Source organism: Paenibacillus sp. ISL-20 (assembly GCF_018613005.1).
In the GTDB taxonomy this organism is placed as follows: Bacteria; Bacillota; Bacilli; order Paenibacillales; family Paenibacillaceae; genus Paenibacillus_AQ.
The window spans coordinates 14,968-38,387 of the sequence record NZ_JAGGRD010000025.1; the positions used below are offsets into that span (position 1 = coordinate 14,968).

Consider the following 23,420-nt stretch of genomic DNA (forward strand, 5'->3'; position numbering starts at 1 on the left):
TTTTTGCCACATATCCTATGATAAGAACGCAAATAGAAGCTTCCATCTTTTTTTCAATATGCGACATGGAAGAGATGCTGGACCGTCTGCAATACGCTGCTAAGCGCAATTATTGGTTGTCATCACCGGGAACTGCGGATCAGTTGAACTATGCGAGGTTATTCACCGACTGGAACCGGTTGTCGTCGTAGGTTCAAGCAAATCTGCTCAATCGGGAGATGTTGGAGGAAGTGCGCTTCCTGCTCAATTATCCTCAACTTTTTGTTGTCTGTAAGTTCTAGAGACATCCCTTGTTGGTGATGCGTTGGAACCGAAAACTCCACCGCCATGGAGATGGCGTTTAACAGACTGACGGCTCATAACTAAAAGAGCAATGTTTCATGCTAAGTGTCTCTGTTTCAACCGAAGTTTAAGAAACACCGACGTGCTGACAGCTTGTGTTGGAGTAAGCATACGCACTGCTCCAATCTCTTAAATATTCAAAAAACCGCAGAATGCTGCCATAGTTATAAAAAAAGTAAGGCCGATACTTATTATTAAAGTATCAGCCTCACAGATTACAAGTTATTAATGAACTTTATCTTTGTCATCTGTTTTCTCTTCACCTAAACCTGTCACTTTATAAACAATCATTTCAGATATCTCATCTACTTGTTTATTAAGTTCTTTCATTGCGTAAGCTTTTTCATTTTGAAATTGGCTTATAGCATCGTTTTTTAATATCATTGTTTCGTTTTTGGCATCTTCGATAATCTTTTCCGCTTTTATATTGCTCTCTCTTATCGATTCAGATATCATTTTTTTCGCTTCATTCTTTGCGTCTAACAAGATCTGTTGTTGTTCTTCTCTAAATTTTGTTACTTCAAAATTATAGTTATCAACTTTATTCGCCATATTATCTAAGTATTATTTTCTTTGTTCCATAACAACAAACAATGGCTTGAAACAAAATTTATGTAGCGCGCCCAGTAAAGTACAACAAAGGCAACAATAGAAAAATTAAATGAAGGAACATTAATAAATTTTTCCATAATCAATCACCCATTCTATTTCCAACAAAAATATTATAATATATGTTAAATGAAATGCAAATGATTACCACATGACTTTTGCAGTTCGCCCGAAATACTAATATACAGTTTTTGAGAGCTATAAAAGTAAATAAAAAAACGAGATGTTTTACGTGATCCCAGAAGTTTTTAGTGGCACCATTCTAGCTGCTAAGAAGATGAAGAGCGGGATTGAGAACTTCAAACGCTAATCGAACCTATCATTCTATTTGATTATCCTATCGTACGTTAGCATCAGTGGGCAAATTTCGATCCGGAGAGCATTCAAATCATTGCTATCGGATGTTCCATATTAATACTGCCAATATCACTTTCTGAAGGACATCGCTAAGATTCGTAAGCACCGACCTTAAACTCAAAATTGAACTGAAGAATCGCCCAACTTCGGTCGATGATTAAATGCCGGATCAGGAGCTGTTCCGGTTCAGCAGTGACAGAACGCCTGAGAAGGACTTGAATCCGGGCAGCCAATTCATCCGGATGAAACGGCTTTGTCATATAATCATCGGCAAAAGACAAGCCCGTAAGCTTATCCTCGATAGCGGTTCTGGCCGTAAGCATCAGGATGGGTACGGCGGGATTGATTCGTTTTAGCCGCTGACCGACCGTGAATCCGTCCAGACCCGGAAGCATAATGTCCAAAATAACCAGATCGCAATGTTCCATTGCTGCTTCCGCATCATAGCCTGAACTCTTCCATATCACCTCATAGCCTTGACCGATTAAAAAGTCCTTGGACCAGGAACCGATTTCCTGATCGTCTTCAATGTACAGGATAGTAAATGTCTTCATCGTATGATGGACTCCTAAAAGTAATATATAGGTAGTCTAGCATAATATCGCTGACAAGAGATCGGGAAATCCATCGGAAATTTCACGTAAATCACAAAGCATCGTCATAAGTTCACAACATGGATTTGTTAATGTTAATAACAGCCGAGATCTTGAAGCCCCGGGGCATCGGCAATCATCATACTTGTTGGGGAATGAATTGGACTATGGCTTATCGACTTCATCATCCACAACATAGAGAGGAACGGATTGGGTATGAGAACAATAGATATTGTGAAAGAAAATCTGCTTTTAATTCTTGGACTGGGCGCTTTAGCGCTTATCAGACCCATCATGAAGATGACCGGGATCATGGATCTGATCGGTCAAGCATTCGGCAGCATTCTGATGACGGTCCTTATCTCCTTGGCCTGGCTCATGATCGTTCTATTCAAAAGAACGGCTTATCCCGTTGTCATTCTTGTTTTTGCGGGTTTGAGTTATGCCTTATTTGCTATCATTATAAGCGGGATTGCCTCTCCCCTTATCGATGGAAAATTGCAAGGTCCTTTAACTAATCCACTGGCAATGGTAAGTGTCTTTGCGGTAAATGCCGTTTGGGGCTTCATCGTGGGCCTAATTGCAATGCATGGCGTCGTAAAGGGTAAGCATGCAGTTGAGTTACCATTCTAGGTTAACTCCCGCTCAATACTATCAAGCGAGTGTAACTACACTCAAATCATTAGATATTCGAAAACAAAGAAATGGCGGTACCGGAGTAACCCCCTGTACCGCCATTTCTTTATTTGTAGCATCTATTTGACCCAAACTGGCGATCTCTCATACGGGCATGCCACTTTCTTGGAACACCCTCAACACCTGCTAATAGTCCACGCCATATGGATACGGAATCTATACCACTGCCTTTTGGGCGCTATGAAATTCCTCCAGCGCCTGACGAACGGCTTGGGGCGTATCGAGGCGAAGAATGCGCTTCGCCAGCTCACGGCATTCCTGACGATCCAGGTTAGCGAGCCTTTCCTTCATCCGGCTGAGACCGCCGGCCTCCATACTCCATTCATCAAGACCTAGTCCGAGTAACAGCGGTGCCGCCAGCGGATCGCCCGCCATACTACCGCACATGCCGGTCCATTTACCGGCTGTGTGGGAGGCCTCAATGACCGTGCGGATTAACTGAAGCACAGCTGGATGGAAATAATCGTATAGGTGTGCAACATGTTCATTCATGCGGTCCGCTGCGACCGTATACTGCACGAGGTCGTTCGTACCGATGCTGAAGAAATCAACCTCGCTCGCGAATCGTTCCGCCAACACGGCCGTTGAGGGAATCTCAACCATGATGCCAACTTCCATCTTCTCGTCAAACTGGATGCCGTCCTGCCTCAATTCCACCTGCACTTCCGTCAGGATGGCTCTTGCCTGCCTCCATTCCTGCAGACCTGAGATCATCGGGAACATCACCTTTACCGTACCGAAGGCACTGGCCCGCAGCACCGCCCTTAGCTGCGTGCGAAGCAGTTCCTGGCGGACAAGTCCTACCCGTATCGCACGGTAACCCAGGAACGGGTTCGTTTCCTTCGGCAACTGCAGATACGGAAGCTCCTTATCTCCGCCGATGTCCATCGTGCGGATGATCACGGGGCGGTCCGCCATCATCCGGGCCGCTTCCTGATACGCACGGAACTGCTCCTCCTCGCCCGGCATGGCCGAGGCGTTCATGAACAGGAACTCCGTGCGGAACAGCCCTACGCCGTCCGCGCCCTGCCGGACGGCGGTCTCGGCTTCCGCGGCGCTGCCGATGTTCGCCGCGAGCTCTACGCGCGCGCCGTCGGCGGTCACTGCCGGACGCGCCGCGTATACCTCGAGCGACTGCCTGCGCTCGAGATCCTGCAGCATGCGGAGCCGATACTGCTCCGCTTCCGTCTCATGCGGCCGGGCAATGCACAGCCCGGCTGAGCCGTCAAGGACGAGCGTATCGCCGTCCTCAATGCCGTCGACGCCGTCACCTGCGCCGACGATAGCGGCAATCCCGAGCGACCGTGCAAGAATAGCGGTATGCGAGGTCGCTCCTCCAGTACGGGTAATAAAGCCGATAACTAAGGCAGGGTCCAGTTGCACCGTATCCGAAGGCGCCAAATCGTCAGCGACCAAGATAACCGGTTCAGTAATTCCCGCTAAGCCACGCGATTGCCCTGGCGACAGACAGGCGAGAAGACGATTACCGATATCGCGAATGTCCGCGGCGCGTTCCTTCATATAATCATTGTTCATGCCTTCCAACATGGAAGCGACCTGGCTCACAATTTCGGCAACGGCACTTGGCGCTGGCTCCAGCTTCTCTCGGACTCTTGCCTCCATCTTCGGATAGAAGGCAGGATCCTCCAGAAGCTTCCGCTGTCCAGCAAAAATGCCGGCTTGCTCTTCGCCCACGGCTTCCTTCGCTTTCTCCGTCAGCTCCTCCAATTGTTCCGCGCAGCCAGCTTTGGCTTCACGGAGCTTGATAAGCTCTGCATCGATTGCGGCCGGGGTATCCGGAATAAGCTTCTCTTCGAGGCTGCTGTCACTGCTGGTCCCCTGCGAAGGCTTGTAAATGAATGCCTTAGCGATCCGGATTCCCTCCGATACGCCGATTCCTTGAATATGCAGCCTCTTCATCAGGCTTCACCAAACTTGCTTTCAACTAGCTGTATCAGCGCTTCGACTACCTCTTGTTCTCCATCTCCGTTAGCTTCGATGGTCACGACAGCTCCTTGCTCAACGCCGAGCGTCATCAGCTCCAGCATGCTTTTGCAATCCGCGGAGCGTCCTTCGCTAATCTTCAGATGAACCTCTGCTCCAAACTGTCCTGCTTTTTCCGAGAAAAGCTGAGCTGGACGGACATGAAAGCCCTGCTCATTCTGTATGGTTACGGTTTGTGCGAACATGTCTTTCCTCCTCTATGTCAGACCTCGTATATTTTCTTTACTGCTCTGTACATCCGATCATGCCAATAAAGCGATCCGTCCTTTATAAGCCTCAACCAACGCGTTGTTGTGTTCATCGGAACCATCGATATTTCCGCTGAGAAATACAGGGGGCTTGAAACCTTGTTCAATCATAATCTCAATAGATTCGGCGAACAGGGAGTTCAATATGAGGGCCCCGACGACCGTCGAGCTCGGCGTGAAAGGCACCTGGAGGCCCGGATGGCTCAATACGGCATCTCCCTTGACCGAGAAATTATCAATCACCAGATCCACGGCATCGGCCAGATGCTTGCCGCTGCTGTGCCGGGACGGCATGCTTTTGGAATATTCCAGTGAGGTAATGCCTACAGTAAAGGCCCCCTTCTCCTTCGCCATCAAAGCGACATCCACGGGAACGGGATTTCGGCCCGAAGTGGACAGTACGAATACAACCTCGCCCTCGCGGATATCCTGCTCCTTCATAAATTCGACAGCAAGGTCGTTTTGTCTTTCCAGCTCTGACGAACGGACCGCGCCTTCGTGAAGCATCAGCTTCTCTACCAGGATCGGGCGAATCGGTACGAGTCCGCCTGCTCGGTAAAAGACTTCTTCGGTCAATATATGCGAATGTCCACAGCCGAATAAGTGTATAATACCACCCTGCTGAATACAGGCCGCCACTTTCTCTGCCGCTTCACGGATCGACTTGGCCTGCTCGGTACGGACTTTGTTCAACAGCCCGCCAATCACATCAAAATAGGTGTTCATCATCGTCTCTTTCACCTCGTTGTTCTTGTAGTTACAATGCTATCTGTTCTCTTCCGGTTGATGATCCGTTGACAATGCTCTTTTAGCCCGGAGCACCATCTCGGCCATCACTTCCAGGCTGCGCTCGATGATCTTCTCCCCCTTCTCCCTCGTTGCCAGCGTTGCATCCCCGAGTACGGCAGAGGAAGTCATTTCCTCCCACGGTGTTGGCGTGCAATCCGCTTCGATCGGGATATGCGGGTCGCCATCGATCGCTTTGCTCATGTCCACATATTCACCCGCAAGATAGAGCATGTAGGATGTTTCGATTTCATCGGCATGCATATAGCTCGCGTGTGCAGCCGAAGCTTCCCGTACCAAAGCCGTTACTTCCTTCGTGCCAGGATAAAAGAAATAAAACACCTTAAGTTCGGGCACCCGTTCGTATAACATTCTCGCAGCTTCCTTCAACGCAACCGCATTGCCGAGATGGCCGTTGACCATGACGAAAATGCGGAATCCTTGCTGGTACAAGCTTTCGCCGATATCTGCAAGCAGTCGGATGAGCGCTTCGTTCGAGACGTTGATGCTCCCCGGGAAATTGCGCAAACTCCACACCTGTCCATAGGGGAGGGTCGGTAGAACGAAGCTTTCCGTCCGCTCTGCTAATCTGTCCGCGAGTCTGGTCGCGAGCAGGTTATCGGTACCCAGCGGCAGGTGCGGACCATGCGCTTCAACGGCACCAATAGGAAGTATGGCAGCGCGGAATTGGCGAATTTTATCCTTCACCTCAACCGAATTTTCGAGTTCGAATTTCATAGCGAGCGCCCCCCTTACTTTTTAAATGAAAAGCAGTTGGCCGGGTTGCTTACGAAAAATTTCTCCACCAGTTTTTGTCCATCAAAGCCGTTTTGGTTCGCCTCGTCTACAAAGCGCGGTACCCATTTGGAAATAATGTACTCCAGACCGAGACCCTGGTCGTAATGCTTGTAGTAGGTTTTCCGGGCGGTATCACCGCTGATGAGAATCTGATCTTCGAAGCCTTTGCGGACAAGCTCCAGAATAAGCGAGATTCGGGTACTTTCCGGTGCATACTTGATTTTGCCGATACCGTCAAAGCTCATGTAAGCTCCCGTTGAGGCGATCTGCTCATGGTAGTAGGGGTCGGGATTGCGGTCCATATGTCCCAGGCTTAAAAAAGACAGATCCACACCTTCGCTCTTCAGGAGCTCGATTTGCTCCAATGCCATGGTACCAACTTCGGTATGAGAGTGAATGGGGGCCTTCGTCTCATGATGAGCGCGCGCTACAGCGCGCAGCGTCTTCTCCTCCAGAGGCGTAATGCGGTTATAGCCTGTCCCGAATTTAACCTGGCCTGCTTTGAAAGGCGTGCCTTCCAGCCCTTCTTCCACCTCCCGGATGACGAAATCCGCAAGCTCGTTGATGCTTTTTGCTTCAATCCACTGGGCGTAGGTTTCATAATGGCCGATCAGCGGTTTAAGCTCCTCTTTGATTTTGGCGTCCCACAGAAAGCTTTTATTGAATCCCGCCGTTCCTACAATGTGAATGCCGGTTTCAATTGCGATTTCCTGTACCGCCTGAACATCCCGCCCATAATCGATGGCTGTAGCGTCCACGATCGAGCGTCCACCGTGTTGTTTGAAATCAAGAACGTCGCGCTTGGACTTCTCTTTATCGTCTAGCAGCAAATCGTCCTCTCCCCGTTCTTGCCAGTAGGCCGGGCGGCATACGATATGTTCGTGGGAATACGTAAAGCCCAGCTCCTCTTTGCTGATATCTCCATGTAAAGTACGGATAAAGCCCATATCGTTTCTCCTCCACTCTGTTATCTTTTAGACGGCTGAGTCGAGAGGACTCAGCCGTCTTTGTTATCGGATGGTTAAAAGAACAGCTTCGCCAGAAAGTGCAGAATCGGTCCAATGATGAACATATCGGAATCAGCTGCCCACATGGCTGTATCCGGTACCGTCGAGGCGATGAAGAAGCGAACCATCAGAAACTGTCCCCAAGCTACAACGGTGGAAGTGATGAAGCCGCCGATAACGGCCCCGCGAACACCGCCTGTCGAGTTCCCGAACACCCCAGCCGTAGCACCGTGGAAAAATAAGACAATCATTGTTGGCACGAAAATGTAAGCAACGGTGTTGCCAAGTACAAGCAGCCAGATTATCGCTCCCGCGAAGGCTCCCAGGAATCCAAGAACCACCGCATTCGGCGCGTAAGGGTATACAACTGGTGCATCGAGTGCCGGTTTGGCGCCTGGTACGAGTTTGGTCGCGATCCCGTTGAAGGCCGGTACCAGCTCGCCGACGAACATCCGGACCCCCATCAGAACGATGGCAATTCCGCCTGCGAATGTGAACGATTGGATTATAGAGTAAATAATAAAGTTCTGGTCACCCGATTGTTTCATCAGTTCCGCAGCCGCCGGTGTGCCTTTCGTCGAAAGAATAATGGCCCCGATCAGGAACAAAACTCCCATGCTGAGCGCAGTGATGACGTTGGAGTCGCGGAGGAACTCAAAGCCTTTGGGTACTTTGATTTTCTCGGAATCATTGTTTTTGTTGCCGAACAATTTACCGAACAAGGCAGCAAGCAAAGCAACCGAAGCCGATGTGTGACCAAGCGCAATGTTATCGTTGCCCGTGATTTTACGCAGGAACGGCTGAACCAGCGCCGGCTGGAATGTCCAGTACACACCAAGGACCACAGCGAGCATCAGTACCAGCTTCCAGATCGAGATACCGCTGGCCGCATGAACGATCACGCCTGCAAAAACGGTCGACGTCCAGAACATCATGTGCCCGGTCAGGTAAATAAATTTAAACCGGGTGAAGCGTGCCAGCAGAACGTTGATCAGAAAGCCGATAAGCATGGCGAGCGTAACAGCGCTTCCGAATTTGGAATTGAATGCCTCCTGACCCATGAAGGTACCAAGGGATCCGCTCTCCAATCCGAAGACTTCCTTCCACATCGGCTCGAATACATTCAATGCTTTCACGATGACATCAGAGCCTGCGCCGATGACGAGGAAGCCGATGATCGCTTTAAAGGTGCCGCTTACAAGCTGGCTCGTTGATTTCTTCTGAAGCAGAAGGCCGACCAGAACGATAAATCCGAGCAGAATGGCGGTCGTTCCAAAAATGTTGGTGGCAATCCAAAAAAGTACGTCCATATGCCCTCTCCCTTTCTAATGGTTTACAGCACTTCTTCCAGCTTCTGTTTGATTTCGTTATTGTCAAAATAGTTGTTGACGATAACAATTTTGGCCGCATGACCTTGAAGGCTTTGTGCCAGTTCATTGCTTGTAATGATATAGTCGGCAGCCGTTCCGGATGCCGTGGAAACGTCCGTATGCTCCACGTCGGCATTTACTCCCATACCGCTCAACACGTTCTCCACATTCATTCTCAAAATCAGACTCGTTCCTTGTCCAAGACCGCATACGCATAAAATTTTCATTGTTCGTTCCCCCTAATCAGTTGTTGGATTGTCTCTACATCAGTTGCATTCATGAATTGTTCAATACTGCCTGGGCTGCTTAGCAAGGTGGTCAGCTTTCGCAGCATGGCGATATGCTCTGAACTTGAAGAGCCTCCGAGCGCAAATACAAGCTGTACCGGGTCGTTGGCCGCATGGCCGAACACGACCGGCTTCTTCAATTTAATCAGCGAGACGGACGCTTCATTCACCCCATCCTCCGCGCGAGCATGCGGAAGTGCGATATGAGGTGCAAGAACAAAGTACGGACCTCTTTCACGGTAAGATTTCACCATGGCGTCGGCATAACGTTCTTCCGCCGCACCCGCTTTCGCCAGCAGATCTCCTGCTAAGCGGATCGCTTCTTCAGCCGTCTCGGCTTCCACATCCAAGGCAATTAGTGACGGTTCCAAAAATTTCATTCTCATCTCTCCCAAGTCCGGTATTCTAATCGATGCTAAAGACCGGTGTGTAATTGCTGTAGTATCTCTTCTTTCGTCTTGGCCTCTTTCAGACGGATCAGGTTCTCTTTCTCCCTGAGCAGGATGGTCAGCTCCGACAGCGCTTTGAGGTGGGATTCGCCGTCAATCGCCGCCAGTACCAGAATGATCTGAACTTGATGCCTTGCTTCTTCTGAGAAGGCGACGGGGTGCTCCAGCCGCAGCAGACTGATTCCCAGCCGCCGCACACCATCCTGCGGCTTGCCATGTGCAATCGCGATGCCTGGTGCAACGACGATGTAAGGGCCGAGCGCCTCCACTTTGGAGATCATCGCATCGATATAGGCTTCATCGATGCGCCCATCCTTCAGCAGGGGTTCGGAGGCTTCGCGTATGGCGCTCCGCCAGTCGGCCGCTTCTCTTTTCATTTGGATCATCTGTCCAGTGAGCAGATCCGACAATGATGGCTTGCGTGCTTCACTCAGCCATGTTTTCCCAACAGACAAGTAGTGGTTAAGCTCCTCCGTAAGTCCTGCTTCATCCCTAACCGCGGCATATTTATGGACGATGTCCAGCAGCGCTTGAACCGAGTACGCCGGGGTCTTTGATTTACGGCCAGCAACCATGTTGACTTGGTTCAGCAGGTGTTCCTTATCCTTATCGCTGAGAATCGGATTCACTAGGAGAACGGGCACTTTACTATCCGGCAGCGGTACCGTTGAGAAAATAAAATCAACATTCTCTTCATCAAACGACTCGTAATTCCGCAGCGAGAGTACCGCTGTAATATCCACTGCCGAGAAGAGGTTCTCCAGCTGCGATTTCAACATTCGCGAAGCGGAAATGCCGTTGACGCAGACGATGGCGGCCTGTCTACGTACAGCCGGCTTCGTATTCTCTCTACGCAGCCAGCCGCCGAAATGCATGGCAAGGTATCCGATTTCGTTGTCGTCAAGTGGACGTCCAACCAGTTGTTCGAACGGTGCCGCGGAGCGGCGGGTCAGCTCGAATACTTCCCTGTACTTGGACAGGATGTTTTCGAGCAGCGGATTATCAAGCCCGAGTCCGTATACGATCCGGTAATAAGCCGGCTTCAAGTGGACAAGCAGATTCTCCTCCATCGCTTCCCGGTTCGGCAGGAATACGCAGGCGTAACGTTGAAAATCATCTATCATCTGTCGGGTCACTTGCCGAAGCTGCTTAAGCACTTCTTCGGATCCAGTCATCTGGTCCATCCGGTTGACTCTCGCTCCCAGCAGATGCATCGTAAAGTAGCAGATTTCTTCATCCGGGATAGAGACGCCGAACATTTGGCCGAGCCCTTCAGCAACCCCAGCGGCAACTTCATACTCTGGCATCAGCCGCAGCACGCTTCGTTCATCTTCGTCTATTGAGATAAACTGCTCTTCCTGAATACGTCGTACATACAACAGGAAGCGTGCCGTCAAATGAAATAACATCTCGTCCGTCAAATCTACGCCCAGCGTTATTTCGCTATCCGAGATAAGGCGATACACCCGCTTCAGGTGCCCCGACATCATAGGGGGAAATAAGCTTTGGGCAAGATCCGGTCCCTCCGATTCCGGTTTCCGGTTAAATACCTGCTCCCAGCCTGCATCGCCGAAAACCTGACCGAAATAATAGCTCAGGGCCTTCCGCTTGTCACGTTCCTCCCCATTTACGCCATAGCCCCACTTGCGATCGTAGGTTACCTTGAGCTTCGAGGCCTTCATGTCCGACCGGACCATATTCAAATCCTTGAGCACAGTCCCTCGGCTAACCTGCAAAAGGTCCGTCAGATGATGAACAAAGAGCGGACCCTCCGCCGACAACAGATAGAGCGACATCCAGGCCATTCTTTCCCGTGGGGACAAATAATACTGCTGTGCATGAGGCTTCCCGGTTGACTGCGGAAGACCGGCCCTGCTTTCATCAGGCAAATAATAGCCGACTGTCCTGACATATTTGACCGGCGGAAGATGAATCGCTTTCAAGTAATCGTTTATTTTTTCCATATCATAATAAACGGTTCGTCTGGAGATACCGACCTTCTGCATCAGTTCTTCCAGCGACACATAATCGGCCGCCTCATAAAGCAGCGTCAAAATCCGGGTACTTCTTTCGTCTAGAATACGGCATCAACTCCTTTGCCGTTAGTGTAGTGCCTTTTGCAATTCGATTATACCCACAGGCAATTCATGAAAGACAGTTCAATTCATGGAGACCCTTTTGTGCAAAAATGAACTCAAGTGTTTTAAGTTAATCCCCTACCTGACTTCCGTTGGTTCCTTTTTATTTGTCTATTGTTTTCAGTCAATCCATCTTAATAACAAAAAAAGCACAGGCTAAATGGCCCATGCAAAATTTTGTTCACTTCGAGATTGAAATGAACCTCAATTATATTCACTTACCGAGTGTCCGGCTTATGTATCGGTAAGTCCGCGATAAGTCCGTCGCTCTGGCGGATCCATGTCTCGAACTGTCGTTCGCCCGCTTTTAATCGAGTAGCTCTTGCTCCCGTCGGAAACTTATCTTTACGTATACCGTCTACATAACTAACGTAACGAGTAGACCTCCCGTAGCATAGACGTATGCCGTGGAGTGTCCCACAATAATCGTTCGAGTGGTCATGTCCGACGAACGTGCCCATAACATCACCCATCTCTACCATGGCGGTGAACAAGCCTGAATTTACCTTCGGCGAGCTGATCCATTCGCTGCAATGGCCCTCGCATACGCTCGTCTTCCATACCTCATCGTATTCCGGCAGCGGAATATGAAAAAAAGCCAGTGCAGGCAAAGGCGCCCCGCCATTCTGCTCGGCCAATTGCCGAGATTCGGATACATACCATTCGATTTGATCACGGCGTATCCAGTCGTATCCGCCCACCGCATCAATCGGTGAGTAATCGCCGCTGTCGAGAAAAAACAACGTGGCCGCTGGCTTCCCCGCCCGATCGTCAATCGTCAGCACATAGTTTCCCGCTCCGCTCACTCCCGGAGGATCCGGTTGGGCAACGCAATATTCATGCAGAAGCTGCTCCTCATGCATTCTCTTTCGAGGTAAGCTCCCTTCCGAGTCATGATTGCCAAACACAGCCGCCCATGCTACGCGGTTTTCTTCAGCGACAGCGACCGCGCTTCGGAACGATTGAAGTGGATCTTTGCTTCTAGCACTTGCCGTTAAGTCGCCTGCAAACACAACAAGATCCGGCTGCTCAATCGCGATGATTCTCTCCATCGTCGCCTTCGTCATCGAGTCGAGAAGCGGCGTCTCCGGATCCAGGTCCTCAGCGTCAATAAACTCTACATCAGAAAACTGTACGATGACAAACGTTCCATCCTCACGAAACTTTAGCTTTTTCACCAAGGTATACCCGCCCCTTTGTCGCATATTCCTTCCAATACCATAACCCGATCAAAATGAATACAGCAGCGCACGCCAAATACATCGATGTCACGCCATACTGTAAACCGACCACCCAATAAATCAATGTCGGACCGATCGCCGCCCCTAAATCGGTAGATACGGAATAAGCGGTCATGACTGTAATAACGGATGTGCTCTTCGCAGCGTCAGAAGCCATAGCGTCCATGATCGTACCCAGCGCAGTGCTTGTAATCATGACGAAAATGACAATACCAATCCAAATACTGATCGGCAGCTGCCACGGAAGTAATGCGTAACCGGCTGCCGCACCCGCCAACGATAGCATAAATAAAGGCAGCCTTCCTCTCGGTCCATCCGTACGCTGTCCGAACCATCGAGCCAAGAACGGCTCCCAAGTACAGCGAAGCGCTGTCAATACGCCGCCTAACGCCGTACTGCCAATGATCAATCCGAACCATGGTATCCCCGTTGGATAACTCGTATCGATAAGATACGTGAGTGTCGCGCCGAACACGGCGTGCAGTAATGATATAATTAATCCGCTTAGAACGATTTTCTTCACCTGCAGCGACCACACCGTATTTATGTTACTACGAGTTAGTTCCATTTGATGTGTCCCGGAAGCTTTCCCTTGGTTTATGGATGCCGCGATCAACGGAAGTCCGACCAATGCCATCATGCCAAACCATATCGAGACAGACCGTAACCCGAAGAAGGGCACAAGCAACCCTCCGAACAGTACGCCTACCAAGCTGCCAAGGCGCCACAATCCGTTATACGTTCCCATTAAGCGCCCTCGATTCGTATCGTCGGAGTAGCGAATGACGGTCAAATACCCGCCCATTCGCATCAAGGACCATGCAATCCCCCACACCGCTCGCAAAGCTATCCAAAGAACGAATCCTTTGAAGATTCCGTATCCTACTGTGGTAAGCGCCGCTAACAAAACGGAGATGAACAGACCGGTTCGAAGCGACATCCGATGATACAGCCAGCCAATTACAGGATTCAGGGGCAGCCTTACCAGTCGATTTACAGACAACAGTACGCCTACCTGCCAAAGCGCGTCCAGTCCCGCTTCCTTCCAATACACTGGGAGGACAATGTACAGCATGGAATCGCCGAAGAGGGTTAGCGCGGTTACGATACCGACAATCCTAATCTGGCGCTGTTCAATTGCGTTGCTGCTGTCACTCGTCATAGGTCGACGATCAGACCATCGTAAGCCACCTTAATGCCCGCGGGTTCGAAAGCACGTTCAAAATCATCATGCAGAAATCCGGAGTTATGTGTAAAATGAGTTACATATACAAGACCTTTACTCCCAAGCGTACCTTCTTCCCGCCACACGCGCTGAACCTCAAGCACAGTTTCAATCCCCATATGGTTTGGATTTCGATCATTGTTCGTAAAGCTGTGCGTGCAATCGATTATCGCCATATCAATCACTTTGCCTTGAAGCCATTTCCAAGTATCGTCATGCAGCCATCCGGTGTCATTACCGTAAAATAGCGTTTTACCCCCTTTTTCTATGTAAAACAGCAAACATGTTTCCATGGGGTCATGATTTGCAAGCAAAGGGGTGACCTGTGTGTCGCCGAGTGTAATCGTCTCGAACGGGCGCAATAAGTGGAACGCGAACCTGCTTCCAGTGGCCGGGCCGAGTGCAGCTATACTCTGGTTAATCGCCAAATCGTTGCCGTAAATATGTAAGGGGTGATCGATACCGTGCGCAAATCCTTCAATTCGGTTGTACAAATCCGATGGCTGAAAATGATCGTAATGCGTATGCGTGAACAATAGATGCTCAACCGCGCCCAAGTCGATCCGATCACGGAGCGCCTGCATATGGGAATCTGCGGAATAGTCAACCTTGATAACGCCATCGATTAATACAGAGCTCCTGGTTCTAATGTTTTTTCCTCCGAGCGATCTCGCGTTGCAGCAGGCGTCACAGCGGCAGAACGGGTTTGGAAATCCTTCCGCTGCAGCTGTTCCAAGAAAGTGGATTTTCATTGGTTTCTCCTCCCTTTCAGAAGCGATCGTTTATTTCCTCGACTCTTGATTAATACAGATAATACCACATATATACAATCAATCACATACAATTATTTATGACTTATAACCTTCTCATATAAATATAAAATAAACGATCCCTGGTTCGTGAAAACCAAAAATCGTTCATATGGATTCTATTATTTATAGACAATTTCGATGCCGCTTTTGCTAAATGTATCAACGATATCCCGGTCGATTTTGGAATCCGTCACAAACCGTTCGACTTCGGTTACTCCGCATACTTTGATAAATGAATTTTGTCCGAACTTACTGCTGTCTGCGAGGGCGATGCAGCGCTTCGCGTTCGCGTGCATTATTTTTTTCACTTGGACTTCGCCGACGGCGTTATCCGTAATTCCTGCTTCTAACGTAACCCCGCTCATACTCATAAAGAACAAATCCGCATGAAAGCGCGAAGTAAACTCTTCCGCCAGATCGCCGATGATGCTTTGCTCTTGATGACGAATAACGCCCCCGGTCATAATCACCGTATAACCTGGCATCGAAACGAGTTCGTTCACGATCGGAAGCGAATTCGTAATAACGGTTAATCGATCGAACTTGGCCTTCAACGCCTTAGCAATCTGGGTGTTCGTCGTACTTGGGTCAAGCGCAATGGACATCCCTTCGGTCACATAACGAACCGCGATTTGAGAAAGCTCCGTCTTCTCTTCCGTATATATAGATTCGCGGATCGGCAGCGGGATTTCCCGGCTATAGTCGGGCTCCTTCAGAATCGCCCCGCCGTGCACCCGCCGCAGGTAGCCTTCGCTTTCTAAATATTCGAGATCACGTCTGATCGTCTCGAACGAAACCCCGAAATGCTCCATAAGCTCCGACGCTCGGATCGATTTGTCCTGATTCAGTTTCTGAATAATAATTTGATGCCGCTGCTCAGCAAACAACCACTCCACTCCTTATTTGCCTAGACTTCTTAAATAGAAGTTTACCATAAAAGCATTCAATCCTCCTGTTCTACTGATTGTGCTATTTCGTTTAAGAACCAGCCCGCACTTATTTTACAAATAGCTTCATCAACTGTATGTAAATCGGATTTATCATGTAGCCAGTCGGGTTAACGGAATTTCTTGTACCCGTGTCTAGTTCCCGGATTCTGTCCATTTCTTCACCGCTCAGGTCAAAGTCAAAAATTTCGCTGTTTTCCTTTATCCTTTGCAAATTTGATGATTTGGGGATGATCATAACTCCCCGATTTATATGCCAGCGTAATATGACTTGTGCAACGGACTTTTGGTGATTATGGGCAATCTCAACGAGAATCGGATGCTCCAGCAATGCCTTGTTTCCTTGTCCCAATGGACCCCATGCTTCATGCAGTATCCGATCACGAACCATATAATCATGCAAATCGTGTTGTTGAAACTCTGGGTGCGTTTCGATCTGATTGATCATCGGTAATATCCGAGATTGCATTTTGAGATGCTCCAAATGCTCGATTTCGAAATTTGCTACGCCAATGACTTTAATTCTCCCTTCCAGGTACAAATCCTCCATCGCCGCCCATGCTTTCTCGTAATGAGGTCCAGCAAAATGAATCAAATACATATCGAGATACGTAACATTCAGTTTCCGACAGGTCTGCTCAAACGCCTTTTTCGTTGCGTGATATCCAAGATCGGTTGTCCATACCTTGGAAGTAATGAACAACTCTTCTCGTGGAAGACCGCTTTTTTGCAATTCTCGTCCCAACGCTTCTTCATTGCCGTATATCTTCGCTGTATCAAAATGACGATATCCCGATTGAATTGCCGCTGCGATGGTTTTTTCAAAGACAGCTCCCTTCTCGATTTTATACACGCCAAAACCAAGCTGAGGAATTTGAACACCGTTTGCCGCCTCGACGGTTCGATACATCTGTGACCACTCCTTCTGTTCTTACGATTTATTCACATTGCAACAACGCTCTTTCGATTACATGAACTAGATTTTTTAAAGACTGAAGCTTGCTTTTCGAATCCAGCCTATAGTAATTGATGGTCCCTTCTTTACGAACACTTACAATCTGAGCATCTTTTAAAATCTTCAAATGATGAGATACTGCCGGTCTTGATAGATGAGTATTCAGCCTGATCTCTCCCACTCTCATTCCGGGATTTTGCGGCCCCTCTATCAATGTTTTAAGAATGGCTTGTCGGGTTTCATCACCGATGGCGATCAGCACCTTTTGATTGTTTTTGAACTCCATAGCGATATGGGCTGCGATTTCCTGATTCACCTAATCCCCCCATTTGTTTAACTGTTTAGTCTTTTTGACCAACCTAGAATAACACACTAGAAGATTCGAAATGCTATCGGTAAAGCAAATAGAGATCCATATTTTCCCTTGTTGATAAAATGCCTGCAATTTCGATTCATATTTACATTATGGCTACAACAAAATTAAAAAAGCCGCGATTTTACGCGGCTATGTCAAACATGGACTCCGATATATTCACGGGCTCAACTAGAGCCATTTAAAAAATCAATGTCGCATTCACGACAGACTCGACACCATCATTCAACTTATATCGCTGTGTGCCCCTCTTTTTTCCGTAAAGAAGTACAGTAATGCCAAGAGCGGAAACAGAACGCCCACCCACATCGCCGCTTTCCAGCCGCCCATGGCGTATGCCCATCCCCCGACTGCGGAGCCTATGGCTCCACCTGCAAAAAAGATCGCCATATACATGCCGTTCAGCCGGCTGCGCACCTCCGCTCCCAAAGCGAAGATCGCTCGCTGCCCTAACACCAAATTTGCGGACACGCCCATGTCGAGCAGAATAGCAGCAAGTACGAGGATAACAATAGAGAATATAGAACCTCCTGGAAACAAAATCGGCAAAAGTCCCGAAACAATCACCAGAGCGATAGACAATCCGGTTGCCGAACGTATCAGGCCTTTATCTGCAAAGCGGCCAGCTATAGGCGCTGCCACCGCGCCGGAAACCCCTGCCAAAGCGAACAGCGCTACGCCTGTTGAAGAAAAATGAAACACCGGACTCGTTAAAACGAGCGGAACCGTTGTCCAGAACAGACTAAACATGCCGAACAAAAACGCGTGATACAGTGCGCGGCGCCGCAGAATCGGCGTCGTCTTGAGCAGCTGCAGCATGGACGAGATGATGACCGGATAATTGTCCGTCGTTTGCGGCCGCCTTGCAGGAAGGACTTTTGCCAAGACAAGAGCCAGTACCAAGAGCATAGCGGAGGAAATAATAAAGATGGCGTGCCAGCCGAAATATTTATCCACCATACTCGAAACCGGACGGGCCAGCATGATTCCTAATAACAGACCGCTCATTACGTTGCCTACATTACGTCCACGCGTCTCCTCTGGGGAAAGATGCGCCGCGTATGGAACCAGGATTTGGGCCGCGACGGCCCCGACGCCTATAAACAAAGAGGCGGTAAGAAACAGAGCCGCGCTTTCGGCTGCGGCGGCGATGATTAAAACAATGGATGTTAGAATCAGCAGCGTAACCACCAGTTTGCGGTTTTCAAGCAAATCTCCCAAGGGGACGATAAATAACAAGCCGATCCCGTAGCCGATTTGGGTCAGCGTGACGATCAAACCTGCAGCTTCCGAAGATAACCCTATGGCCGAGCTGATCGACTCAATTAAAGGTTGTGTATAATAAATATTTGCAACGATCAAACCACAGGCAACAGCAAGAATCAGCGTGATCCATGTAGAAACGGATTTCTCCAACCTTTCCTTTGCGTTTTTACTCATGATAAGCACTCCTTTTTTTTATGAATTATTGCGTTATAATTCCGGAATTATCGTTCCAGTATAGAGATAACTTGCCCTTCCTGTGCTCATACTTAGGGATTTCATTTTTCCGGAATGATCATTCTAGTTTGATGAAAAAAAATAGGTTTACAGCATCTCGAAGACTGCGTTCATCATACCGTGGACTTTATCGATTTCGCTTCGGATCCTGGCCATTACGTTAATGCTATGGTTGAGATTCAGCAGCAGGTACGAGAACATTTTAATATCTTTCTCCGGGGCTATTTCTCCCGCTTCTTGCCCTTTCTTTAACGTCTCATAAAACAGCTGCTCCAATTCCGTAAAGCTTTGGCGAATCGTATTCTGCAAGGGCTCATCCACAGTATCCAGACCAACGGAGGCATTCGTAATGAGACATCCATTGGGGAAAGCTTCGCCGTGCGTGGCAAAAGCATTCGTGATATGCAGCTCGAAATACTGGCGGATCCCAGCGACCGCAGAAGTTGCGTGTATCATCAGATCGCGTTTTTTTTGCGACATTTTTCTATAATATTGGATGGCCTCGTAATACAGCGTCTGTTTATCCTGAAACGTTTCGTACATACTCGATCTGCTCAACTCCATGGATTCCAATAAATCCGGTATGCTTGTAGCTTCATAGCCTTTTTCCCAAAAAACGATCATTGCTTTGCGAAGTACTTGCTCCCGGTCAAATTCTTTGGTCCGTCCCATCGATACCCCCTCCTTTTCTACATGAGTATAAACCAACTGGAATGAACAGTCCATTATTTTTTTCAAGCAGCAGAAGACGATTCAAAATGATACGGAATGAGATAATCTTCAAACGGCCTTGGGTTTCCACAATTAAAAAGAGAAACGTCATCTCCCCAATGACCTTTCTCATCATTCGTTCATTTGAATAGATTTTCGATGACCCCACGATCGAAGTCGTTGACAATTTTATACTCCCTGTTGTACCTTTTATGATTGCTCGAACCGTTATAGATTCGAACGTGGTCTGGACTAAAGAAGTATACGGCGAAGGTCGGTCCATTTCGGCCCTGAAACCAAACTTCATATTCGTCGTCACCGTGATCCACTCTGCTGGTTTTACGCAGTTTGACTTCGGAAAAGGTATTCATGATGCGCTCGATCTCTGCGGGATCTGTAATTTCTATCACTTGCTCGTCCGGACGGAACCGATTTTTCCCGACGCTCATCTCGCTAATGGTCCCGGGTTCATTCAACTGATCGAGCACCATCTCCTTAAACGATGTTCTGTTTTGAAACGCCGAATATATCATCGCGCTGATTAGAATCAAAACGCAAATTGCCAGAAAGATATACCATGTGCGCTTATTCAGTTGCCAACTCCCCCCCTCTTTTCGCGGTTTACTATAGTTTTCAAACATTTAATTACATAACCCTTTTAATAAAAATGCCACTTTGATTATAACATCAATCACAGTCCAGAATTAGCCAATATCCTAAACGTGGTTATATTTTCACCTTGCACCAGCCAGCTTCTCCTAAAAAATCAGACCTCGTCAATCCATCTTCACCTAACAAGGAGCGGTAGTTTGTTATCGTTCCATCATGAGTTATTATAAAGACCCTCTTTGCACGCAGCGTTTTAATCCACGATATTAATCTCATTCCATTTGGTGCGAATGCTGATTCAGTTAGTGTATTAATTCCCGCATTCCATAATTCCGGTTGATCCTTGTCCAATACGATAAAGTCTGGATGATCGGTTACGATCATACCAAGCGGATAGTTGATATCACATTTCAACACAAAGGCTTCGGGGTTTGAGGGTATTGGAAACATCCGTGGTCCTACAAGTGGAGTAACGTATTTCTTCGCCGATTTCAATCCATATGTAATGATATTAGTGGTCTCGATTGTTCTTATTGTTGGGCTGGAGATATATACATCCTCTTGATTAAATGAGAATATGGACCTCAGCTTAGCTACCTGCTCGCGGCCTTTTTCAGTCAAGCGCGGATTCTCTGTATTTAGTCTGTCAGAGATGTCTGTATTATGAACTCCTTGCCCATGGCGAATAAAAATAATGTCCAATGTTCCACACGCCCTTTCCATCATATCCTCCCATTTAGAATTACTGGAATTCGTCGATCAACGAAATTCCTTTTAGAATCCGCATCCTACTATCCCTTAAAAAATCATGGGTCCAACCATCTGCTTGACTTAGATCCCAACTCCGGTGCATACCGACAACCACGATAATTTCACGCAGTCTCAGGAAGAGCTCCAGCTGATCCTTCCAGCCGTCAGGCATTTGACGGCCATCCTCTGTATAGCCTCGCTCGAAATGTTTCATGAAAAGTTCGTACTGCACCTTGCGTTCAGCCTTCGAATCTTCCCCGAATACATACAGCAAATAATAAAGTTGGATGGCAATGTCTTCGACATACCAACTGTACTGGCATTCATCGAAGTCAAAGAGCGTTATTTCCCCTGATTCATCAACCATGAAATTTCCTACATTGATATCTCCGTGTATCAAACCGAAATTATCAGTCGTAACACGGAGAGTGGACAAATGTCTTTTAAGTTCATCAAGCGCATGAAGAATGGGTAGATGCTCTGCCGGTATATAATGTTTGGCCTGTAATAGGTATTCATTGCATTCCCATGTGTGCCTATTTGCCTTTTGTTTGTAACGCTTCGACAGTTCATGGAGACGGCCAGTCAGGCGACCGCATTGCTCGTAAAGTACTGGATTATCTAGGCATTCTGGGTATCCGATTTTACGACCAGATGCATATCTGAATGAGGTCACGTAGAAATCAATATGATTTCCTTGGATTCGTTCAAAGTCCTTTCCATTAACCGAAGATACCGAGTCTGAGACGGCCAAACCATTCTCTGATAGGTAACGAATCCATTCTATTTCAGCTGCAAGTCCTTCCCATGTGCGATGAGTGCCCGGTGGTGTGAAACGGAGGATATATTTCATATGATTGCGATTGTAGGAATATATAAAGTTCTGAAATCCTCCAATGAAAGTCAGCTCCTTGGGGCTAACTCCGAACCGTGCTGCGCCTTCAATGGCATGTTCGTCCAAGAACATTAATTTTATGTTTGGGTCCATGCGAACTCCTTTCATACTAATCCCATATTCGCATGATGCATAATAGCATCATATAAAAACTCGGCTAAGTCTTCATCGCTAAATTGATTGATATAACTTTGAATCGATTATCAAATTTATACGTATTTGCAATACATGTTAACATGTCAGCGTCACAAACGATAGATTCTTCCATATAACTTTCCCATTCTGAGATTAATTGCTGTACTTCATCGGAAGAAGGAGAACGATGCATGCAGGACGCCATTTTTATAAAAACGTTTTCCATATTCTGTTCAAATTCAGAGAACAGGTTCGCTTTTTCACTAGGAGAGAGTCCCTGACACATATTCATCCAATGCAGTAATGATGGTTTCTAGTTATTGTTTTCATACATTGTGTTCATATCTGTGGTTTTCTGGGAAAGCCATGTTTCTTCGAACTCCACGCAATAGTCAATGCAATGAGCAGAAGAATCAACAATACTCCCGGAAACGACTTGACTCCAATAAACTCCAGCAAAGCACCGCCGACAATCCCGCCACCGGCGATGGCCAGATTCCAGACTGTGGTATTGATCGGCATTACGATATCCACCCCTTCTTCACCACTTGCATCGGCAAGCGCTGTTTGCAGCATGGTGGCGGCACCGCCGAAGGTAAGTCCCCATAATGCCACGGCCGCATAAACGACGAATGCCGATGTGGCGCCCGTCCATAGTGCTGCTGCAACCAGCATGAAGCCGAACAGACTGAGTAATACAAGCAGGCGCAGGTGTCGGTCTATCAACAGACCCACAATCCAGATCGAGATAAGTGCGAATGCTCCAAATACAAGCAAGACCAGATCAACACGCCCAGCCAGTCCCAAAGGCTCAAGAAACGGCGCGATATACGTATATAAAATATTGTGTGCCAGCATCCACGTCAGTACCACCATAAGAATCGGGCGGATACCGGGCATAACAAACACCTGACGGATCGTCATACGTTGATTTGCAGGCTGCCCGGGATAGTCCGGAACCTGCCACACAACCCATCCAATTAATGCGAGAGTCAGAAGAGACATGAGTCCGAATACAGGGCGCCAACCGATCAGGTCACCGAGCAAGGTGCCTACCGGCACGCCTAATGTAAGAGCAATCGGAGTGCCGACCATCGCGACTGCCAAGGCACGGCCTCTTAAGGCATCCGGAACCATACGTCGTGCGTATCCGGCGATCATCCCCCATGCAGCACCAGCAGATACACCGGCGAAAAATCGAGCCACCAGCGTCAATGCATAACTGCTTGATAGTGCGGTAATCGAGTTGAAAATGAAAAAACCTACAATAATGGCTAGCAGAAGCGGACGTCGCCTCATCCCCCCGGTAAAGATGGCAAACGGAATTGCAGCCACAATGGAACCCAAAGCATAGGAAGTTACGAGCTGTCCGGCCATTCCTGTTGTAATATTCAAACCTCCCGAGATATGCGGTAGTAAACCGGCTGGAATGGTTTCTGTAAAGATACAAATAAAACCTGTCATCGCAAGCGCGAGCAGTGCTAACCAAGGAAGTCTGGCAGGCGTAATTGCCGTTTGTGCCGTACCCGTGGAAGATGATAATTGAGACAAAATATTTTCCCCCTTATGATAAAATTAATTAT

Annotated in this window: 24 protein-coding genes and 2 pseudogenes; 2 read left to right on the forward strand and 24 right to left on the reverse strand. The window is 48.1% G+C overall.

Annotated features, from left to right (window positions below; translation table 11 throughout):
• Window positions 1–17 precede the first annotated feature (17 nt).
• Window positions 18–191 (forward strand): hypothetical protein, encoded by a 174-nt coding sequence (locus J7E85_RS16100; protein WP_215159423.1) that lies wholly within the window; start codon window positions 18–20, stop codon window positions 189–191.
• A gap of 376 nt (window positions 192–567) precedes the next feature.
• On the opposite strand, the gene J7E85_RS16105 is transcribed toward J7E85_RS16100, so the two are convergent.
• Together J7E85_RS16105 and J7E85_RS16110 are read right to left on the reverse strand one after the other, a co-directional pair.
• Window positions 568–894 (reverse strand): F0F1 ATP synthase subunit B, encoded by a 327-nt coding sequence (locus tag J7E85_RS16105; protein ID WP_215159425.1) that lies wholly within the window; start codon window positions 892–894, stop codon window positions 568–570.
• A gap of 560 nt (window positions 895–1,454) precedes the next feature.
• A pseudogene (locus tag J7E85_RS16110) lies at window positions 1,455–1,862 on the reverse strand (response regulator transcription factor); the annotation flags it as partial.
• Window positions 1,863–2,117: 255 nt separating this feature from the next.
• Between J7E85_RS16110 and J7E85_RS16115 the strand changes: the two are divergent.
• Entirely contained in the window at window positions 2,118–2,534 is a 417-nt protein-coding gene (locus J7E85_RS16115; protein WP_215159426.1) for a hypothetical protein, read from the forward strand.
• Between the two features lie 219 nt (window positions 2,535–2,753).
• Here J7E85_RS16115 and ptsP read toward each other — a convergent pair whose 3' ends face one another.
• The 22 genes and pseudogenes from ptsP to J7E85_RS16225 form a co-directional block, all read right to left on the reverse strand.
• On the reverse strand, window positions 2,754–4,517 hold the full coding sequence (gene ptsP, locus J7E85_RS16120; protein WP_215159427.1) for a phosphoenolpyruvate--protein phosphotransferase: 1,764 nt from the start codon (window positions 4,515–4,517) through the stop codon (window positions 2,754–2,756).
• Entirely contained in the window at window positions 4,517–4,786 is a 270-nt protein-coding gene (locus J7E85_RS16125; protein ID WP_215159429.1) for an HPr family phosphocarrier protein, read from the reverse strand. The genes ptsP and J7E85_RS16125 overlap by 1 nt, the downstream gene beginning before the upstream one ends.
• Before the next feature lie 57 nt (window positions 4,787–4,843).
• Window positions 4,844–5,578: an SIS domain-containing protein gene (locus J7E85_RS16130; protein WP_213646603.1), complete on the reverse strand. Its 735-nt coding sequence runs from the start codon at window positions 5,576–5,578 to the stop codon at window positions 4,844–4,846.
• Window positions 5,579–5,614: 36 nt separating this feature from the next.
• Window positions 5,615–6,373 (reverse strand): creatininase family protein, encoded by a 759-nt coding sequence (locus J7E85_RS16135; RefSeq protein ID WP_215159431.1) that lies wholly within the window; start codon window positions 6,371–6,373, stop codon window positions 5,615–5,617.
• Between the two features lie 14 nt (window positions 6,374–6,387).
• A complete protein-coding gene (locus J7E85_RS16140) occupies window positions 6,388–7,380 on the reverse strand; it encodes a phosphotriesterase family protein (protein WP_215159433.1) in 993 nt (330 codons plus the stop codon).
• Window positions 7,381–7,454: 74 nt separating this feature from the next.
• Complete coding sequence (locus tag J7E85_RS16145) at window positions 7,455–8,750, reverse strand: PTS ascorbate transporter subunit IIC (protein WP_215159436.1); 1,296 nt, start codon at window positions 8,748–8,750, stop codon at window positions 7,455–7,457.
• Between the two features lie 23 nt (window positions 8,751–8,773).
• On the reverse strand, window positions 8,774–9,037 hold the full coding sequence (locus tag J7E85_RS16150) for a PTS sugar transporter subunit IIB (protein WP_076321610.1): 264 nt from the start codon (window positions 9,035–9,037) through the stop codon (window positions 8,774–8,776).
• Window positions 9,034–9,477, reverse strand: coding sequence for a PTS sugar transporter subunit IIA (locus J7E85_RS16155; RefSeq protein ID WP_215159438.1), 444 nt, complete (start codon window positions 9,475–9,477; stop codon window positions 9,034–9,036). Before J7E85_RS16155 ends, J7E85_RS16150 begins: the two co-directional genes overlap by 4 nt.
• Before the next feature lie 35 nt (window positions 9,478–9,512).
• Window positions 9,513–11,627 carry a BglG family transcription antiterminator gene (locus J7E85_RS16160; RefSeq protein ID WP_353049509.1) on the reverse strand — a complete coding sequence of 705 codons (2,115 nt, stop codon included), beginning with the start codon at window positions 11,625–11,627 and terminating at the stop codon, window positions 9,513–9,515.
• A gap of 275 nt (window positions 11,628–11,902) precedes the next feature.
• Window positions 11,903–12,865: a metallophosphoesterase family protein gene (locus J7E85_RS16165; protein WP_215159443.1), complete on the reverse strand. Its 963-nt coding sequence runs from the start codon at window positions 12,863–12,865 to the stop codon at window positions 11,903–11,905.
• On the reverse strand, window positions 12,840–14,087 hold the full coding sequence (locus tag J7E85_RS16170) for an MFS transporter (protein WP_215159445.1): 1,248 nt from the start codon (window positions 14,085–14,087) through the stop codon (window positions 12,840–12,842). Before J7E85_RS16170 ends, J7E85_RS16165 begins: the two co-directional genes overlap by 26 nt.
• Entirely contained in the window at window positions 14,084–14,902 is an 819-nt protein-coding gene (locus J7E85_RS16175; protein ID WP_215159447.1) for an MBL fold metallo-hydrolase, read from the reverse strand. Before J7E85_RS16175 ends, J7E85_RS16170 begins: the two co-directional genes overlap by 4 nt.
• A gap of 179 nt (window positions 14,903–15,081) precedes the next feature.
• Window positions 15,082–15,849: a DeoR/GlpR family DNA-binding transcription regulator gene (locus J7E85_RS16180; protein WP_215159449.1), complete on the reverse strand. Its 768-nt coding sequence runs from the start codon at window positions 15,847–15,849 to the stop codon at window positions 15,082–15,084.
• A 109-nt stretch (window positions 15,850–15,958) separates the two neighbouring features.
• The gene (locus J7E85_RS16185) at window positions 15,959–16,819 is read right to left on the reverse strand and encodes an aldo/keto reductase (RefSeq protein WP_215159451.1); all 861 of its coding nucleotides are present in this window, start codon (window positions 16,817–16,819) and stop codon (window positions 15,959–15,961) included.
• A gap of 28 nt (window positions 16,820–16,847) precedes the next feature.
• Window positions 16,848–17,150, reverse strand: coding sequence for an ArsR/SmtB family transcription factor (locus J7E85_RS16190; RefSeq protein WP_215159513.1), 303 nt, complete (start codon window positions 17,148–17,150; stop codon window positions 16,848–16,850).
• A 312-nt stretch (window positions 17,151–17,462) separates the two neighbouring features.
• A complete protein-coding gene (locus J7E85_RS16195) occupies window positions 17,463–18,677 on the reverse strand; it encodes an MFS transporter (RefSeq protein ID WP_215159453.1) in 1,215 nt (404 codons plus the stop codon).
• Window positions 18,678–18,824: 147 nt separating this feature from the next.
• Window positions 18,825–19,409, reverse strand: coding sequence for a TetR/AcrR family transcriptional regulator (locus tag J7E85_RS16200; protein ID WP_215159455.1), 585 nt, complete (start codon window positions 19,407–19,409; stop codon window positions 18,825–18,827).
• A gap of 179 nt (window positions 19,410–19,588) precedes the next feature.
• A complete protein-coding gene (locus tag J7E85_RS16205) occupies window positions 19,589–19,981 on the reverse strand; it encodes a hypothetical protein (protein WP_251035762.1) in 393 nt (130 codons plus the stop codon).
• A gap of 193 nt (window positions 19,982–20,174) precedes the next feature.
• On the reverse strand, window positions 20,175–20,783 hold the full coding sequence (locus tag J7E85_RS16210; RefSeq protein ID WP_215159458.1) for a histidine phosphatase family protein: 609 nt from the start codon (window positions 20,781–20,783) through the stop codon (window positions 20,175–20,177).
• 16 nt (window positions 20,784–20,799) lie between these two features.
• Window positions 20,800–21,795 carry a phosphotransferase enzyme family protein gene (locus J7E85_RS16215; protein WP_215159460.1) on the reverse strand — a complete coding sequence of 332 codons (996 nt, stop codon included), beginning with the start codon at window positions 21,793–21,795 and terminating at the stop codon, window positions 20,800–20,802.
• Window positions 21,796–21,806: 11 nt separating this feature from the next.
• Window positions 21,807–22,111 (reverse strand): annotated as a pseudogene (locus J7E85_RS16220) (TipAS antibiotic-recognition domain-containing protein); the annotation flags it as partial.
• A 65-nt stretch (window positions 22,112–22,176) separates the two neighbouring features.
• Complete coding sequence (locus tag J7E85_RS16225; protein WP_215159462.1) at window positions 22,177–23,388, reverse strand: MFS transporter; 1,212 nt, start codon at window positions 23,386–23,388, stop codon at window positions 22,177–22,179.
• Window positions 23,389–23,420: the final 32 nt, after the last annotated feature.

Excerpts from the sequence above, each read along its gene's own strand:
- J7E85_RS16100 (WP_215159423.1), top strand. The coding sequence starts at position 18 with ATGATAAGAACGCAAATAGAAGCTTCCATCTTTTTTTCAATATGCGAC.
- J7E85_RS16105 (WP_215159425.1), bottom strand. The coding sequence starts at position 894 with ATGGCGAATAAAGTTGATAACTATAATTTTGAAGTAACAAAATTTAGA.
- J7E85_RS16115 (WP_215159426.1), top strand. The coding sequence starts at position 2,118 with ATGAGAACAATAGATATTGTGAAAGAAAATCTGCTTTTAATTCTTGGA.
- ptsP (WP_215159427.1), bottom strand. The coding sequence starts at position 4,517 with ATGAAGAGGCTGCATATTCAAGGAATCGGCGTATCGGAGGGAATCCGG.
- J7E85_RS16125 (WP_215159429.1), bottom strand. The coding sequence starts at position 4,786 with ATGTTCGCACAAACCGTAACCATACAGAATGAGCAGGGCTTTCATGTC.
- J7E85_RS16130 (WP_213646603.1), bottom strand. The coding sequence starts at position 5,578 with ATGATGAACACCTATTTTGATGTGATTGGCGGGCTGTTGAACAAAGTC.
- J7E85_RS16135 (WP_215159431.1), bottom strand. The coding sequence starts at position 6,373 with ATGAAATTCGAACTCGAAAATTCGGTTGAGGTGAAGGATAAAATTCGC.
- J7E85_RS16140 (WP_215159433.1), bottom strand. The coding sequence starts at position 7,380 with ATGGGCTTTATCCGTACTTTACATGGAGATATCAGCAAAGAGGAGCTG.
- J7E85_RS16145 (WP_215159436.1), bottom strand. The coding sequence starts at position 8,750 with ATGGACGTACTTTTTTGGATTGCCACCAACATTTTTGGAACGACCGCC.
- J7E85_RS16150 (WP_076321610.1), bottom strand. The coding sequence starts at position 9,037 with ATGAAAATTTTATGCGTATGCGGTCTTGGACAAGGAACGAGTCTGATT.
- J7E85_RS16155 (WP_215159438.1), bottom strand. The coding sequence starts at position 9,477 with ATGAAATTTTTGGAACCGTCACTAATTGCCTTGGATGTGGAAGCCGAG.
- J7E85_RS16170 (WP_215159445.1), bottom strand. The coding sequence starts at position 14,087 with ATGACGAGTGACAGCAGCAACGCAATTGAACAGCGCCAGATTAGGATT.
- J7E85_RS16175 (WP_215159447.1), bottom strand. The coding sequence starts at position 14,902 with ATGAAAATCCACTTTCTTGGAACAGCTGCAGCGGAAGGATTTCCAAAC.
- J7E85_RS16185 (WP_215159451.1), bottom strand. The coding sequence starts at position 16,819 with ATGTATCGAACCGTCGAGGCGGCAAACGGTGTTCAAATTCCTCAGCTT.
- J7E85_RS16190 (WP_215159513.1), bottom strand. The coding sequence starts at position 17,150 with ATGGAGTTCAAAAACAATCAAAAGGTGCTGATCGCCATCGGTGATGAA.
- J7E85_RS16195 (WP_215159453.1), bottom strand. The coding sequence starts at position 18,677 with ATGAGTAAAAACGCAAAGGAAAGGTTGGAGAAATCCGTTTCTACATGG.
- J7E85_RS16200 (WP_215159455.1), bottom strand. The coding sequence starts at position 19,409 with ATGGGACGGACCAAAGAATTTGACCGGGAGCAAGTACTTCGCAAAGCA.
- J7E85_RS16205 (WP_251035762.1), bottom strand. The coding sequence starts at position 19,981 with ATGATATATTCGGCGTTTCAAAACAGAACATCGTTTAAGGAGATGGTG.
- J7E85_RS16210 (WP_215159458.1), bottom strand. The coding sequence starts at position 20,783 with ATGATGGAAAGGGCGTGTGGAACATTGGACATTATTTTTATTCGCCAT.
- J7E85_RS16215 (WP_215159460.1), bottom strand. The coding sequence starts at position 21,795 with ATGGACCCAAACATAAAATTAATGTTCTTGGACGAACATGCCATTGAA.